Below are 16,878 nucleotides of genomic sequence, written 5' to 3' on the forward strand. Positions count from 1 at the left end.
TTTTGCTCCATATCTAAGTAAGCGATATATACAGAGAGGCACAACTAATCCTCTCTTTTCTAGAAAGCTTATCCAGCGAAGGCGCGTCCAAGGGCTAGGCGAAGCAAGAAGACAGGTGGTCTTCCTGGCTTCTTGCGAGAGCCATGCCCAAAGCGGCCGAAGCAGTGTATAAAAGCTAGCTTTTCTAATTCAAGCCATTAAATAATAGATTAAAAAGAGCTGAAACGAGTCGATTTCAGCTCTTTTTTTATCGTATTTCTTCATTTTTAACAAAAAAGACACATATTTGTTTCTTTTTTAAGGAGTTTTATGACAAATATTACGCTTCTATGATGAAAATAACCGATTATTTCGGTTTCCAGAAATAACAGTTATTACTTTCAGCATGCCATAATCGCTGGAATTTGCACGCGGTTCTCGACTTTATAGAAGGATTTGGCAAGAATGAGTCAGTTGGATTACAGACGCTAAAATCGGCTAAAATGACCAGCGGATTATGCTAGAGTGAGAAAGGTTCAATCATACATACGAAAGCTGCAGGGCTTTACATAAAGATAAAAGGAGTTACAGATGAAATTATGAAGAACATTCAACAGCCAGCGACGGGCATGGCTTTTTTAAAAGCAGGTGCTGCATCGGCGCTGCTGCTGACAGGACTCAGCTTTACCCCCGTATTCGCTACATCGGAGGATGACCGCAATCTTCAGCCGATTTATCATTTATATAATGAAGGACAGTATGTAAGCACTGTCTCTGACAGCCAGGCAGTGAAAAGCATGGTGGCGGAGAAAATCAGCCAGCTTCAGCCACAGTTTGCAGACCTGAAATTAGAAGTGGACAAAGATTTCAGCATCGTTGAAGAACAAGTATTCGAACGGAATATTCCTCAAGAAGAGCAAGCGATGGCAGAAGCAGCGGCAGAAGTAGAGATTAAGGCTTCCGCTTTCGCGTTATCGATCAACGGCCGTGAAACGCTGCAAGTAAAAGATCAAGCTGCTTATGACGAGATGATTCGCCAGGTGAAACTGGCATACGCAACACCAGAAGAGCTGGCAGAGTGGGAACAGCGAAAAGGCACCAATGCGGCATTGCCGGAGCTGCAGCCGGGACAGGCGAGCATCCTTAGCCTGACGGTTGCGGAAAACCTGTCAGGAGCCACCAGCCAAGCAAACCCGTCGCTTGTCATGCAGCCGGAACAAGCTGCGAAATACCTGCTTACCGGCGAACGTTTTTATACAGTTTTTGAAAGCGACAAGGCAGATGAGCTGGCTGGCGCTTTCGGCATGGAGCTGGAAGAGTTGGCAGCGCTGAATCCAGGCATTGACCTCAGCCAACTCTCTCCGGGCACGCAATTAAATGTTTCTGAAGCCGGTCCGTTGGTGACAGTGCAAGTGAAAAAACAACAGAAACAGATTGCATTGATTCCCCATAAATCACTGCAAACGGATGACCCTACATTATTGAAGGGTGAAACGAAACTCAAGCAGCAAGGGAAAAACGGCAGAAAGCATGTCACGGCTGAAGTCGAAACCGTAAACGGTGAGCAAGTGTCGCACACAGTCTTAAACGAACAAGCTACACTGCAGCCAATCGACCATATCGTGCTGAATGGCACGATGGAGCCTCCTTCAGTCGGCACAGGAACATTTATGTGGCCGGCAGAAGACGGCCGCATTACGAGTAAAAGAGGCCCGCGCTGGGGCAGGCTGCACAACGGCATCGATATTGCCCATCCAAGCGGCCCTGCTATCAAGTCTGCCGACCATGGCGTAGTAAAAGCCGCAGGAGCTGCCGGAACTTTTGGGAACCGGGTCATCGTGGATCATCAGAATGGCTATGAGACCATCTATGCCCATCTTTCTTCTATTGATGTTAAAGTCGGGGAAGTGGTGCCTCAAGGGACGAAACTGGGGAACATGGGGAACACAGGTCGTTCTACTGGCATCCATCTGCATTTTGAAGTATCTTTAAATGGTGTAACACAAGACCCCTTGAAATATATAAATTAAATGTCTAAAAGATCGGCCTCAACTATAGGCCGGTCTTTTTCAATTCCCTGCGCATTATTTCCCGGGAAATAATGCGCAGGAAGTGAGAGATGCGAAACCTTCAAAACAGTGATAAAGTAATGATAGATAAGAATGTACTTCGGAGGAAATTCCACCAAAAAATGATGGAATATGAGGGGGAAAAAGAATGAGTAAAACAATCTTAGTTGTTGATGATGAAAAACCGATTGCAGACATTCTGCAATTCAATTTAAAAAAGGAAGGCTTTAACGTCGTGTGTGCCTATGACGGAGATGATGCCATCAAAATCGCTGAAGAAATTCAGCCCGATTTAATGCTTCTTGATATTATGCTGCCAAACCGTGATGGCATGGAAGTATGCCGTGAAATCCGCAAGAAGTTTGATTTCCCGATAATCATGCTGACGGCAAAAGACTCAGAAATTGATAAAGTTCTAGGCTTGGAGCTTGGAGCGGATGACTATGTGACAAAACCATTTTCCACGCGTGAATTGATCGCTCGTGTGAAAGCGAATTTGCGCCGCCAGAACGTGGTGCCGCTTGAAGAGGATGGACCGAACTCAAATGATATCCAGGTAGGTTCACTGACGATCCAGCCGGATGCTTATTTGGTGCAGAAGCGCGATGAAACCATTGAGCTGACTCACCGTGAATTTGAATTGCTCCATTATCTTGGCAAACACATCGGACAAGTGATGACCCGTGAGCATTTGCTTCAAACAGTGTGGGGCTATGATTATTTCGGGGACGTGCGCACCGTCGATGTAACGATTCGCCGCCTCCGTGAAAAAATTGAAGACAATCCGAGCCATCCGGCATGGATCGTAACCCGCAGAGGCGTAGGGTATTACTTGCGGAATCCTGAACAGGAGTAGGTCGAATGCAAAAAGTAAGTTTCTTCAAATCAATTCATGTGAAATTTGTGTTGATTTATATTTTGTTGATATTGCTAGCGATGCAGATTATCGGCCTTTATTTTGCCCAGCAGCTGGAAGAGACGCTCATCGACAATTTTAAAAGTTCGATTACAGAGCGCATGAACATCGTGGAATTTAGTGTAAGAGAAGAAATGATAAAGACGCGGACCGACGAGGATTTGACACTTGAGCAAAGCCTGCGATCGGTCCTTTACGGGTTTAAATCCGAAGATATTGACGAAATTCGTGTTATCGACTCCCGCCATCGGATTTTGGCTTCTTCGGCAGTCGACAACCAGTCGCTTGTCGGCCAACGATCGACCGATGAATTGGTGATGCAATCAATGGTAGGAGAAACGGTTGAAGACAGAACGAAAGTCAATTCCCAGAAAAACCGGGTATGGGTTCGGACGCAGCCGATTATGGCGGAAGGCGGCGAAGTGCTCGGTACCTTGTATATGGAAGCGGACATCGAAAATGTCTACGACCAGATGGATGACATCAATTCGATTCTTGCAGTTGGGACCGCCATCGCTTTGGCGGTAACCGCAGTGCTTGGGGTCTTGGTGGCACAGACGATTTCCAAACCGATTTCCGATATGCGGCGACAGGCTCAGGCAATGGCAAGAGGGAATTTCTCAAGGAAGGTCCGAGTCTACGGAGATGATGAAATCGGCCAGCTGGCGAAATCCTTTAACAACCTGACAAACCGCTTGCAGGAATCTCAGCAGTCCACGGAAAGCGAACGCCGGAAATTGGCTTCAGTCCTTGCCAATATGACGGACGGGGTGTTGTCGACTGATAGAAGAGGGCGCGTCATCCTGATCAACGATCCGGGACTCCGGTTATTGAATGTTTCACGTGAAACGGTTATAAACCGGCCTATTACATCTGTACTGGGATTGGACACGGAATATACTTTTGAGGACTTGATCCATTTGAAAGAAGCCATCACGCTTGATTTAAGCACTTATGAAGAAAGTGCACTTCTTCGTGTAAGCTTTTCCGTCATCCAAAAAGAAACCGGCTTTGTCAATGGCGTCATCGCCGTTTTGCATGACAATACCGAACAGGAAAAAATCGATATGGAACGCCGGGAGTTCGTGGCGAACGTATCGCATGAATTACGGACGCCGCTGACGACAATGAGAAGTTATCTAGAGGCGCTTGCGGATGGAGCTTGGCAAGACCAGGAGCTCGCACCGACGTTTTTAAATGTCACCCAAACCGAAACGGAACGCATGATCCGGCTGGTCAATGACTTGCTGAAACTATCGAAAATGGATTCAAGCGAGACTGAGATCAATAAAGAAATGATTGAGTTCAATGTATTTTTCAACCGCATTATCGACCGATTTGAGATGTCGAAATCCCAGAATGTCTATTTCGAACGGGAGCTTCCAAAAGAACAATATTTTGTTGAAATAGACCCGGATAAATTGACGCAGGTAATCGATAATATCATTTCCAATGCACTCAAGTATTCGCCGGAAGGCGGCAAAATCCAGTTTGCCATGACAGTTGAAGATGGCTTTATTCTCATCCGCATCATCGACCAGGGAATGGGAATCCCGAAAGAGAACGTCGACAAGATTTTCGACCGCTTCTACCGGGTCGACCGTGCGCGTTCACGTGCCATGGGCGGCACCGGCCTTGGGCTAGCCATTTCAAAAGAAATGATCAATGCGCATGGCGGCCATATCTGGGCTGAAAGCCAGTACGGCAAAGGGACCACCATTTTCTTCACGCTGCCATTTGAAGAAGACGATGGAGGTGAATGGGAATGAAGTACGTTGAGCATATCAAATCAATTGCCTTGTTTTTGCTGATTGTTCTCAGTCTTGTTCTCACTTTTATCATTTGGACATTCACTCCAAGTTTTGAACGGATTGAAACGACCCCGGCTATTGAAGTGGCCCTGGGGGAAACGAAAACGGTGGACCAAGTCGTTCAGCCAAGCAAAGCGCTGTATCATTTCAACGACGTGGTCACCGGGACTACGCAAAAGGAGCAAGTCAACCTTCTCTTGGATGTGATGAAGCAATGGCAAATCCATGGCATCGTAGAGGTTGCTAAAGAAGCGCCGGCAGAAGTTTTGAAATCGTATATGCATGACCCCAACCGTGCTGTGTTATATTATCCGGGCCAAGTTCCGTTTCCGGTATTCGACAGCATGATGGAAATCGTGGATGACAGCATCCCGGAAGCTTCATTTGACCGGCTGGTCATTGAGTGGGGCCAAGCGGAAAATACCGATTTCACTCTTTACTTTATTAATACAAGATCAGGGCGTGTCCATCAGGCCAATGTTTCGGCTTCTGAGCTAGAGCAATTCCAATCACAGATTGTTGAAACTGCGTTTAATTACGAAACCTTTATCACTGATGAAAAAATCGGGGTTTTGCCGATCTATGTGCCGGAAAATCCCCTCGAGGTGGCGACCTATAGATACCTGCAGGAGGACATTGACAGCCAGAAGTTCGTTGATGGGCTGTTCGAAAATCCAGGCAGTGTCGAGTCGACCGGTGATTTGATGAATGAGGAGTACAGCGATGAATCGGATGCCTTGATGAGTGTGGACAGAAGCCACAAGAGCATCAGTTATGTCCAGCCGAAAGCGGAGACCCAAGACCCTGCCATACCGTCTGAACTGATATTTGATACGGTTGACTTTATCAATGGGCATAGCGGTTGGACCAATGATTACCGTTATTTTGGAATGGAACCGCTCAATCAGAAAATCGATTACCGTCTTTATTTGGACAGCTTGCCGGTATTCAGCTCGACGTTTTCAACCGATCTGGAACTGGTATGGGGAATCGATGAGGAAACAGAGCAAGTATTCCGCTATAAACGCCCGTATTATGTTCTCGAATCATGGGGAGAAACAGGAACGATGACGCTTCCTTCAGGTGCCGCTGCGCTCCACGCCATCACTCATCTGAAAAAACAGGATTTGTCCAAAATTACGGACATCGTACATGGCTACGAATTGACACGCGATGAAAAAGATCCGGAGCGGCTATTGAACTTACAGCCAGCCTGGTACTTCAAAGCCGACGAAACCTGGACCCGCTTAACGGAAAAAGAGTTAGGAGGTGGAAAAGTTGGATTGGAATAAAACCAAATCCATTTTCATCATTGTCTTTGCCATACTGAATGTATTTTTGTATTCCCTTTATTTAAACCGCTACAAAGAAGCGGAAAGCGTGGATTTCCTCTCCGAGTCTTCCAACGAGGAAAAGCTGGAAGCTGAATCCATCACCTATTCGGGTTTGCCGGTTGAAGTAGAAGCTTTGCCTTACGTGACTGGAACGATGAAAACATTTGTCGCAACGGATGTTCCGGGTGTAGACTTGAAAAAGAACAATAGAAATGATAAATTTTTGTCAGCTACTTTTACTGAACCGATACCGTTGAGTGGCAAAGTAAGCTCAGAAACACTTCAGGAATTTGTGGAAGAAACCATCTACGAAGGAGAGCAGTACGGCCTTTGGGAAATTTCGGAGCAAGACAGAAAAGCCGTGTTCACTCAGGAAATCAACGGCAAGCCATTGTTCTACAGCGATAACGGGAGTTTGACCCTCTACTGGAACGAAGACGGAGAAGTTACGAAATATGAACAGACCATCTATGAAAATGTGGTGGAAGGCGAACAGCAGAAATCGTTGATTTCGCCCGTTCAGGCGATTCATAACCTTTACCAAAAAAGATTGCTTCCATCCGGCACAAATGTTGATTCAGCAGAGCTCGGTTATTCGGAATATGTGACCGTTTCGGAAAATACTCAGATGTTCCTCCCAACTTGGCACATTAAGGCGACATTTGAAGACGGGACAAAAGAAGAGTTTTTTGTGAATGCGGTTAAAGGAGATATTATCGAAATCAAGGAACAAACAGAAGTTACACAATAAGGAGATTTTAGTATGCGGTTTAGTGTATTAGCAAGCGGCTCAAGCGGCAATGCTATTTATATAGAAAATGACCAGCATTCATTTTTGGTCGATGCGGGCCTCAGCGGCCGCAAAATGGAGGAATTGTTCGCATCCATTGGCAAAAAAATGAATGATCTGGACGGCATTCTGGTGACGCATGAGCATAGTGACCATATCAAAGGCCTGGGGATTGTAGCGCGCAAACACAAAGTCCCGATCTATGCCAATGCGAAAACCTGGCTGGCTATGGACGGGCTTGTCGGAGCTATTCCGGTGGAACAGCGTTTTCATTTTGACATGGATACCGTGAAAACATTTGGATCGCTTAATATTGAATCTTTTGCGGTGTCGCATGATGCAGCTGATCCTATGTTTTATGTATTCCATGAGAACGGCCGGAAGCTTGCGCTCATCACCGATACAGGCTATGTCAGCGATCGGATGAAAGGCGTTATACAGGCAGCTGATGCTTATGTGTTTGAAAGCAACCACGATGTCGGCATGCTGCAGATGGGCCGCTATCCTTGGTCAGTGAAACGGCGAATCCTGAGCGATGTCGGGCACGTTTCCAACGAGGATGCAGCAGTGGCAATGAGTGAAGTCATGGCGGAAAAGCCGACACGCATTTACTTGTCGCATCTCAGCAAAGACAATAACATGAAAGACCTGGCGCGCATGAGTGTTGAGCAAACGCTGCAGACCAAAGGAATCATTGTCGGAGAATATGTCGATTTATTGGACACTGATGCCAATGTTCCAACTGAATTGGTGATCGTTTAATTGATGAAAAGCCGGGAGCGGCAAAGCTTCCGGCTTTTTTTATGGCTTCATTTGCCGCCGGTTTTCACTTGAATTGTCTGTTTCGTATTCTTAAACTAAGGCTATATAAGAGTTATAGAAAGAAAACGGAGAGGATGATGAAATGCAATGGGATATTATAATGACCAAGCGCCGAATGGCCGGCGAAAGCCGAGCCGTGCAGGCACTTTTTTAGCAGGGCTGGCAGGTGTCGCTATTGGGGCCCTTTTAGTTTGGCTGCTGCTTTATTCCATACCGGGGCTGACTCCTGGAAATAGTTCAGCAACGGGAACAGAAGTGGTGGAAACGGACCGTCAGTCAGCCACCGCCTCCGTAGATATCACGACGGATGTAACGCAAGCGGTTGAAGAAGTAGCAGACGCAGTGGTCGGAGTGACGAATCTGCAAGAGACGAACGATTTCTGGTCACAGACTCCCGCACAGGAACAGGCTGTCGGAACCGGCTCCGGTGTTATTTATAAAAATGAAGGCGGGACCGCGTACGTCGTGACGAACCACCACGTAATTGAAGGAGCCAATGGCATCGAATTGACGCTTGCGGACGGTTCAAAAGCGGAAGCGACGCTTGTCGGCAGTGATATCTGGACAGATCTTGCTGTACTGGAGATGGACAGTTCCCTCGTGCCGGATGTTGCGGAAATCGGGGATTCAGATGCGTTAAAACGGGGAGAAACGGTGATTGCCATCGGAAACCCGCTCGGCCTTGATTTTTCCGGATCTGTAACCACTGGTGTGGTATCCGGGACTGACCGTGCTGTACCGGTGGATTTGGATGGCAATGGCCAGCCGGATTGGCAAGCTGAAGTTCTTCAGACGGACGCTGCGATCAACCCAGGAAACAGCGGCGGTGCGCTTGTTAACTTGGCTGGACAGCTGATCGGCATCAACTCGATGAAAATCGCGACCGATGCGGTAGAAGGAATCGGTTTTGCGATTCCGATCAATTCCGCGCTGCCGGTCATCAAGTCGATTGAAGAAAATGGTGAAATGATCCGTCCTGCGATGGGCATTACATTACTTGATCTCGTTCAAGTGCCACAGGCGCAGCGCCAGGAGACCTTGAACCTTCCGGAAGATGTTAAGGAAGGTGTTGTCGTCAACTCGGTTGTAGAGGGCTCTGCAGCAGCAAAAGCAGGCATGCAGCAGTTTGACGTCATTGTCGAGATGGACGGCGAACCTGTAGCCGACATTATTGAATTGCGCCAGCATTTATACAACGAGAAAAAAATCGGTGATACCTTAGCCGTCAAAGCTTACCGTAATGGCAAGTTGATGGATTTTGAGTTAGAGCTTGTTGATAACTCAGCGCTGTAAAAAACGAAACGGATTCAGGGGCGAAAGCTTCCGGGTCCGTTTTTTTATGCAGGAAAAACGGCTCTTTTCACGAATTAGGTAAATGCAATGAAAGACAGGAGGGATAGTATGTTCATTAATTTGGATGATTTTTTGAAGGAATGGCAGCATGAAGCGGAATCGACCCAGAAAATACTTGAAGCCTTGACAGATGAATCGCTCCAACAGCAAGTAGCGGATGGTTTCCGGACGCTTGGCCGCTTAGGCTGGCATCTGGTGACGACGTTAGATGAGATGATGAGCCATACTGGCCTGGCATTTTCAGCAGCTAAATTCGGCACCCCTGCTCCGGATACAGCTGAAGAAATTGCGGAAGCTTACCGTTTTTCGAATCAATCGATGGTGACGGCGATGAAGGAAAACTGGACGGATGAAACCTTGAAAGAAGAGCATGATATGTACGGGGAGATGTGGAGCGTTGAAACGATCCTGAAGGTATTGTTTACGCACCAGATCCATCATCGCGGCCAGATGACGGTGCTGATGCGCCAGGCAGGATTGAAGGTTCCAGGGTTATATGGGCCAGCGAAAGAGGAATGGGCAGCTATGGGAGCGCCTCCTCCGGAAGTTTAAGAAGAACAATAGAGACCACAAGACGCGTGTAGGCGTTTTGTGGTTTTTGTGTTGAAGAAATCGCTCCTGACGGACGCTTTTCGCGGGGTACGGCCCTAAGCCTCCTCGTCGCAAGCTCCTGAAGGGTCTCACCTGGACCCGCTTTCCCGCAGGAAGCGAAATGTGCAAAAGTGCTTTTGCACATTTCGCTTGCGACGAAGCTAGCGTAGCGATGCAGGAGCAGAATGTTCGCTCTCGCCGTCATCCGCTCTTTCTTTTAAAAGTGAATTGGGAATAGAAGAAGAAAGGTTCTCTTCGATATTTCCTAAATGGCGTACCATTAGCTTTCCCAGAAGCTCTAAAATTTTAAGTAAACTCAAGCGAAAACTAGTAATTTTTCATGTAACACTATTGTAATATTTGTGAAGCTGAACTTAATAAATGACAGCCATTGTTCGTGAAAGCAGAAAAATAGTATGTGGATAACTTTTTGAATTTATTGAAGTTACCAACTATCCACAGGCCTCTAGAAGCTTCGCTATCCGGAACGTTTTACTTCTGTTAAAATAGGTTGTGGATAAAAGTGAATAAATTGTGCATAACTGTGTGGAATATTCGGAAATCGAAAGGAGTGGAAAAAATGAAGATAAAATCCTGTAAAACCCACGTGGAGCATGGGCTTGACATGTTTGTGGCCGCGACGAAAAGTTATCCTATTCTTACTGAATTATCAGAACAAGAAAAGTTATCCACAAAATGCGATTACTGTGAAGAAGCTGCGTTGTATCTTGTGGCGAACGAATGAGCGGGCACAAGATGTAGAAAAACCTGTGGATATGTGTATAACATTTGTGGGTAACTTGTTTGTAAATATTGTGTAAAGGGGGATAAGTTGTGAATATCTCAATTATCAGTGTTGGGAAACTAAAAGAGAAATATTTGAAATCCGGGATAGAAGAGTACACAAAGCGGTTGGGAAGCTACGCAAAAATCAATGAGATTGAAGTGGCGGATGAAAAAGCGCCGGAGCAATTAAGCGATGCGGATATGGAGATTGTGAAGAAGAAAGAAGGAGACCGGATCCTGGCGAAAGTTTCTCCGGATGCTTACGTTATCGCCCTGGCAATTGACGGGAAGATGAAAACCTCCGAACAGCTGGCGAAAGACATTGAATCATTGATGACTTATGGCCGCAGCAAAATTGTCTTTGTCATCGGCGGGTCGCTTGGCCTCCATGAAGAGGTATTAAAGCGGGCGGATGAGAAATTGTCGTTTTCCAAGATGACGTTTCCCCATCAGCTGATGAAGCTGATTTTGGTGGAGCAGGTTTACCGGGCGTTCCGGATTATGAAGGGCGAGCCTTATCATAAGTGAATGAGGTTTATACTATTAAATAAACTTTAACTTATACATGTTTGTCCAAATACTAAAGATAATATAGTTATTAAACCGAATTCTAATGTTTTCTTTACACCGATAAATCATATTAATTCAGTTATTAAAACCTATCCAAGAGAAACAAGGTTTTTGTCGTTTGGATTTGCTAAACGTTGGTTTAATTCCATTATTTTAGTTGAATACATCCATGGTAAGGCCACTGCGCTTATTAGGATAACTCTATCAATGAAGCAATTGGACCGATTTACTTTTTTTTTCAAAAATTTATAATGATAAAGGATGGATTTTAGTTGGTAGTTTCTCTTAAGGCGTTTTATCGATCGGGTTAAGAGAGCTTGAAGTATAGAAGACGGGACGGGAATTGAATGAAAAAAATTGGATTTGATTCGGAGAAATATTTGCAAGAACAATCAGCCTACATCCTAGAACGGGTGCAGCAGTATGATAAACTGTACTTGGAATTTGGCGGAAAATTGATAGGCGACAAACATGCAAAGCGTGTCTTGCCTGGATTTGATGAAGATGCCAAAATCAAATTATTGCATACGCTGAAAGAAAACGCGGAAATCATTATCTGTGTGTACGCTGGAGACATCGAACGGAACAAAGTCCGTGAAGATTACGGCATCACTTATGACCAAGATGTCTTGCGCTTAATCGATGAATATCGGGCATATGGCATTTCTGTCAACAGTGTCTTGATCACTCGTTATCAAGGACAACCAACAGCCAAAGTATTTATGACAAAGCTTGAGAGAAGCGGAATCAGCGTCTGTATCCACCGCGAAATCAAAGGTTACCCTACAAATGTGGACGCGGTCCTTGGGGAAGAGGGATTTGCGACGAATCCCTATATTAAAACGACAAAGCCAATCGTGGTAGTAACGGCACCCGGCCCAGCCAGTGGAAAGCTTGCCACCTGCCTTAACCAAATGTACCATGAGAATAAATTGGGGAATAAAGTCGGTTATGCCAAGTTTGAGACTTTTCCCGTTTGGAACTTGCCGCTAAAGCACCCGGTAAACATCGCTTATGAAGCGGCTACCGTCGATTTGAAAGACGTAAATATGATTGACAATTATCACTATGAAGCATACGGGAAAGTAGCGATCAATTACAATCGGGATATGGAGACGTTTCCTGTCATCAAACGGATTATTGAAAGGATTACTGGTAAAGAGTCTGTTTACAGCTCACCGACTGATATGGGTGTTAATCGTCTGAAATCGGGCATCACCGACGATATGGTCGTGCAGGAAGCTGCCAAGCAGGAAATCATTCGGCGCAGTTTCGTCGTAGAGAACGACTATAAAAAAGGGCTTGCTGATGAAGATAGTGTACGCCACATGCAAGTGATTCTGGAAGAGACTGACTTAAAGAAAGAGGATCGGGCACCTGTATTGCCGGCCCGTAATTATGCCAAAGCGATTCAAGAGAGCATGGACAGCACGAATTTACAAGCCGTAATTGCGATAGAACTGCCAAATGGTGAGATGATCACCGGTCGAACGACAACTTTGATGGATGCTTCGGCAGCCGCGATTCTGAATGGGTTGAAGAAATTGACCAATATTTCCGATGAAATTGATTTGTTGTCACCGATGATTCTGCAGACGATTCAACGGTTGAAAACCGATGATTTGAACAGCCGAGTCCCGACATTAAGCGCCAATGAAGTGCTGATTGCACTGGCAATCAGCGCGGTCACCAACCCTACTTCTGAGCTGGCTTATAAGCAACTGCCAAATTTAAGAGATACACAAGCGCATTCCACGGTTATATTGAATAGGGAAAACGAACAGACCTTTAAGAAGCTTGGAATCGACATTACCAATGATCCGGTATATCCAACTGAGAACCTGTATTACAATTAGTTTTTGGTAAACGCCTGCCTTTTTCTTCTTACATAGAAGCCTAAGGCAGATGTTTTTTCGTTTATAGAGTTTACTAAAAAGGTGTAGTCTTCTAATGAGAAGACTACACCTTTTTGGATTAATGGATTATCTGCCGGAATATCTGTGCAAACATCAATCTTATGGATCATGACATAAAACAAGCAATATTGACGGGGTTTGATCTTTGGAAATCCTCTAATCAAGACCTCAAGGAAACTTTAGCACAGCTTTTCAAGTTGGCTGAGCAATTTGATATTCGGCCAACAATTAATTCGACGCTCCCACTTGGAGAATATGAAGATACTTTTGAAAGACTATACAAAAATGATTTTACTCCACCTAACAGAAAAATAAAACTGCCTATAAAGTGGCTGCAGTGAACCTTATCATAAACAGATGAAAATTTAAATTTTTGCATCAGAATGGCTGGTTTCAAAAAATTTAAGTATGCAAAGAAGAGGCATTAAAGAAGTTTAATGCCTCTTCTTTTTATTGAAGTCCGGTTACTAAGTATGAATAGATATATTCCATCGAAATGTAAATTTTTGTTATAATGAAAGAGAATTAATAATAAAAAGAAACTGGACAACACATAGTTAATCCATAAATGAGGAAGGCGTGGTTTAAATGAATCAACTGCTTCAAATGGGCGCAAACACCGCTTTGAATTCTCCAAAAGGCACTGTTACGGTGAGCTACGAAATTTCTGATGCAATCGATATTTCCTTAACGGCTTTCCTGTTAACTGATCTAGAAAAGGTACAGGGAGACAGCGGAATTATATTTTATAATCAGCCAGAGAGCTCTTCCGGAGCAGCCACTCTTAGGCCATTTGCGAAAATGGGAAATACAAAAGTACATAAAATTGATTTTGATCTGAGTAAAGTCCCTCCAGGTATTACTAAGATAGCTGTTACGCTTACAGAGGATAACAACACGGGTTTTTCAAATGTAAAAAACCTGAAGGCAGAGATACGCAGCGGTAATAACAGTATCCAATTAACCCCCGCTGACTTCTCAAAGGAAAATGGAATAGTGGTATTGGAATTATACTTAAGGAATGGCCAAACAAAGGCCAAATCAATCTGGCGTGGATTTGATTCCGGCCTTGAAGGGCTATGTAAGAATTACGGTGTGGAAGTTGATCCTGAGGAGTCAATAAAGCCTGCCAAGCCTAAAGAACCTGAGAAACTCTCCAAAGAACTTAAAGATAAAAGCAGCCAGAATGCATTTTCATCGATAAACCTTGAAAAAGTAAAAGGTAAGATAAATCTCGATAAAGGTCAAAAGCCGATTATAATTGATAAAACGCCAGAGATTACAGCTACAGTATCCTGGAAGACGGGAACAGACTACGATATATATGCCTTGGTCTACACGAAGAATGGCAAGCAGGTGGATGTCGCTATGTTCGGGGCGACGGGAACCCCTCCTCTCAGCCGGTTTGGCAACGGCGCAGTGGAACATATGGGGGATGTGGGGCGAAACAGTGGCTCAATTAAGAAAGAGATCATTAAATTAAGATTGACGAATGATATTCTCGCAGTGGTTCCTGTGGTTTATTCTGCTCAGTCAAATGGAACAGGCTCATTCTACAGATACAAGGTATCCATGAGTATAGATAATCACAGCGGGACTTCCGTTACCATCTCCTCCAAAAATGCAAACAATAATGACAGAATTTATACTTGTGTGCCCGGAATTCTTCAAAATACAGAAGACGGTGTGATTATCAGTCCAATAGAGCTGTACAGTAAGCCAAACTCAGAATATAGACCTAAACTTAAGATGGGGTCTTCAAATATGGTTGAGGTTATGATGGATCAGGGACCAAAAAATAACTATAAGTAAACAGGGCTATGATTTTAATGAGTTTACAAATCATGTAATAGAATTGATGAAATGTAGCTAAGAATAGAATCCACTGTAATTGAGGAAAACATTGTTTAAAGTAGAATAATTGAATAAAACCTCATTTAGATTTACTACGGAGAACCGTACCATAAGTAAATGAGATTTATAAAACAAGCCGTTCAGTTTAATAACTGAACGGCTTGTTTAAGAGATTATTTAAAAGAACCTTCAAATAAAATTTCATCTAATGGGCGGCGGCCTGACGGTGTTTCGCGTTCTTGTAATTCGGGAGAAAGCAGTTCTTTTTCACCTTTGTAACCGATCGCGATTGCTAATTGTACATCGAAGTTTTCAGGAATATTTAATGCTTCCTTGGCCACATCTTTGTAAATACCGCTCATTGGGTGAGTGATTAAGCCTTCTTTAGCTGCTTGTAATGACAGGAATCCCCAAGATGTGCCGGCATCAAATTCATTTGAACCTTTTGTGTTATCAGAAACTAATATTGCTAATACTGGTGCGTTTTTAGCCCATGCCAAGTTTCCTTCCATCAAGATTGGATAGAATTTTTCAAGGTCAGCTTCTGTTTTAGCAACGATGAAGCGCCAAGGTTGGTTGTTACCTGAAGAAGGTGCCCAACGAGCTGCTTCGAATAGTCTATTTAGTACGTCGTCAGCTACTGGTTTGTCAGCGTAAGAACGTGGAGACCAACGATTTAAAAATAAGTCTGCAATTTTGTGTTCAGGTGTTCGGTAATCTTTTGCTTCGAATGTCATGATAAAATCCTCCTAAGGGTATCAAACTCCCTTGTTTATTTTAAATTAGTTAAGCAAGTTTGCAAGTAATATGACTTACGAAAAGTAAGCTTGTAATTTTTTCGTAAGATAGGTTAAGGAATTTACTCAAATTCAAGCTGAAAATAATCCACTTTCGTACAATCGAAACTAATTACTTTATTGTTCAGCATTTATACTAATGCATCAGCTACTATACTCTTTACTAAAGTAGATTGATCGTTTTGGAGAATATACGCTGTAAGTGACACCGTCTATTTTAATAGGACTTACTATAGAAGCCAGCTCCAGAAAAATTAAACTAACGTAGAATTTCCAAAAGATAGTGAACCGTGTATGGTAAGACTATAAAACTTTAAGGAGAGAATAAAATGAACAACAATGAATTAAAAGAAACACCGCATATTAAGCCGAACGGAGTAGAAATAGCAGAAACGATCCTTTTGCCAGGAGATCCTTATCGTGCAAGGTTTATAGCTGAAACCTTTTTAGACAACCCTGTTCTTTTTAATGATGTCAGAGGAATGCTGGGGTATACGGGTGAATATAAAGGAAAGAAAGTTTCTGTTATGGGTACCGGCATGGGAGCGCCAAGCATGGCCATCTATTCGTGGGAATTGATTAATGTTTTTGGGGTTAAAAATTTAATTCGTATCGGTTCGTGTGGAGCGATGCAAGAGGATATTAAATTATATGATCTTATCTTTGCTATGGGAGCAGCAACGAATTCAAATTATGCGCATCAATGGAATCTTCCAGGCCAATTTCCGATTACAGCGTCTTTCGAACTATTGGAGAAAGCTAAAAAAGCAGCTGACGAAAAGAATTATAAGGTTCATATAGGGAATGTACTATCAAGCGATGTTTTCTATAATGCGGATGAAACGGCAACAGAAAAGTGGGCGAAGATGGGCATATTGGCGGAAGAAATGGAAACGACAAGTTTATATATGAACGCTGCCAGTGCCGGAGTTAACGCATTAACCATTTTAACAGTAAGTGACCATATGATTACTCATGAACAAACCACACAAGAGGAAAGACAAACTTCATTTACGCAGATGGTTGAAATCGCTTTGGATATGGTTTGAAAGTAGTTTGATTGAAGGTTTTTCGAGCATTTAGCCGGAAAACAGGTTGGCCAGGCAGTTAGCTGGGATTTAGAGCAGGTGGCCAGAGAATCGACGGGGAAGTCATTTATAAACTGGCGTATTAAGAAGAGAAAAACATAAGAGCCCCCGGTAATTTTCCGTCAGGAGAATGCCGGGGCTGTTTTTTGAGCCTAAGGTGAAAAGTCTGCATAAAATTTATAACTTTGTTATGTTTAAGCTG

Annotated in this window: 14 protein-coding genes; 13 read left to right on the forward strand and 1 reads right to left on the reverse strand. The window is 43.9% G+C overall.

What is annotated here, in order from left to right:
* Nucleotides 1-578 precede the first annotated feature (578 nt).
* The 12 genes from AC3AQ9_RS11410 to AC3AQ9_RS11465 all read left to right on the forward strand — a co-directional run bounded on the left by AC3AQ9_RS11410 (nucleotide 579) and on the right by AC3AQ9_RS11465 (nucleotide 14,749).
* A complete protein-coding gene (locus AC3AQ9_RS11410) occupies nucleotides 579-2,009 on the forward strand; it encodes a LysM peptidoglycan-binding domain-containing M23 family metallopeptidase (protein WP_488307610.1) in 1,431 nt (476 codons plus the stop codon).
* Between the two features lie 187 nt (nucleotides 2,010-2,196).
* Nucleotides 2,197-2,904, forward strand: coding sequence for a response regulator YycF (gene yycF, locus AC3AQ9_RS11415; RefSeq protein ID WP_488307611.1), 708 nt, complete (start codon nucleotides 2,197-2,199; stop codon nucleotides 2,902-2,904).
* A 5-nt stretch (nucleotides 2,905-2,909) separates the two neighbouring features.
* A complete protein-coding gene (gene walK / locus AC3AQ9_RS11420; RefSeq protein WP_488307612.1) occupies nucleotides 2,910-4,733 on the forward strand; it encodes a cell wall metabolism sensor histidine kinase WalK in 1,824 nt (607 codons plus the stop codon).
* Nucleotides 4,730-6,067 (forward strand): YycH family regulatory protein, encoded by a 1,338-nt coding sequence (locus AC3AQ9_RS11425; RefSeq protein ID WP_488307613.1) that lies wholly within the window; start codon nucleotides 4,730-4,732, stop codon nucleotides 6,065-6,067. Before walK ends, AC3AQ9_RS11425 begins: the two co-directional genes overlap by 4 nt.
* On the forward strand, nucleotides 6,054-6,860 hold the full coding sequence (locus tag AC3AQ9_RS11430) for a two-component system regulatory protein YycI (protein ID WP_488307614.1): 807 nt from the start codon (nucleotides 6,054-6,056) through the stop codon (nucleotides 6,858-6,860). The genes AC3AQ9_RS11425 and AC3AQ9_RS11430 overlap by 14 nt, the downstream gene beginning before the upstream one ends.
* 12 nt (nucleotides 6,861-6,872) lie before the next feature.
* Nucleotides 6,873-7,661: an MBL fold metallo-hydrolase gene (locus tag AC3AQ9_RS11435; RefSeq protein ID WP_488307615.1), complete on the forward strand. Its 789-nt coding sequence runs from the start codon at nucleotides 6,873-6,875 to the stop codon at nucleotides 7,659-7,661.
* Between the two features lie 147 nt (nucleotides 7,662-7,808).
* Nucleotides 7,809-9,014: a S1C family serine protease gene (locus AC3AQ9_RS11440; protein ID WP_488307616.1), complete on the forward strand. Its 1,206-nt coding sequence runs from the start codon at nucleotides 7,809-7,811 to the stop codon at nucleotides 9,012-9,014.
* 108 nt (nucleotides 9,015-9,122) lie between these two features.
* On the forward strand, nucleotides 9,123-9,626 hold the full coding sequence (locus AC3AQ9_RS11445) for a DinB family protein (RefSeq protein WP_488307617.1): 504 nt from the start codon (nucleotides 9,123-9,125) through the stop codon (nucleotides 9,624-9,626).
* A gap of 619 nt (nucleotides 9,627-10,245) precedes the next feature.
* Nucleotides 10,246-10,410, forward strand: a complete 165-nt coding sequence (locus AC3AQ9_RS11450) for a CxxH/CxxC protein (RefSeq protein WP_488307618.1) — start codon at nucleotides 10,246-10,248, stop codon at nucleotides 10,408-10,410.
* 89 nt (nucleotides 10,411-10,499) lie between these two features.
* Complete coding sequence (gene rlmH / locus AC3AQ9_RS11455) at nucleotides 10,500-10,979, forward strand: 23S rRNA (pseudouridine(1915)-N(3))-methyltransferase RlmH (protein ID WP_488307619.1); 480 nt, start codon at nucleotides 10,500-10,502, stop codon at nucleotides 10,977-10,979.
* A gap of 389 nt (nucleotides 10,980-11,368) precedes the next feature.
* Entirely contained in the window at nucleotides 11,369-12,877 is a 1,509-nt protein-coding gene (locus AC3AQ9_RS11460) for a DUF1846 domain-containing protein (RefSeq protein ID WP_488307620.1), read from the forward strand.
* Nucleotides 12,878-13,525: 648 nt separating this feature from the next.
* Nucleotides 13,526-14,749: a TerD family protein gene (locus tag AC3AQ9_RS11465; RefSeq protein WP_488307621.1), complete on the forward strand. Its 1,224-nt coding sequence runs from the start codon at nucleotides 13,526-13,528 to the stop codon at nucleotides 14,747-14,749.
* A 215-nt stretch (nucleotides 14,750-14,964) separates the two neighbouring features.
* Here AC3AQ9_RS11465 and AC3AQ9_RS11470 read toward each other — a convergent pair whose 3' ends face one another.
* Nucleotides 14,965-15,528 (reverse strand): nitroreductase family protein, encoded by a 564-nt coding sequence (locus AC3AQ9_RS11470; RefSeq protein ID WP_488307622.1) that lies wholly within the window; start codon nucleotides 15,526-15,528, stop codon nucleotides 14,965-14,967.
* A 389-nt stretch (nucleotides 15,529-15,917) separates the two neighbouring features.
* Here AC3AQ9_RS11470 and deoD point away from each other — a divergent pair, with 389 nt between their 5' ends.
* Nucleotides 15,918-16,637 carry a purine-nucleoside phosphorylase gene (gene deoD / locus AC3AQ9_RS11475; RefSeq protein WP_488307623.1) on the forward strand — a complete coding sequence of 240 codons (720 nt, stop codon included), beginning with the start codon at nucleotides 15,918-15,920 and terminating at the stop codon, nucleotides 16,635-16,637.
* Nucleotides 16,638-16,878 lie beyond the last annotated feature (241 nt).

Source organism: Planococcus sp. VCh962 (assembly GCF_057748275.1).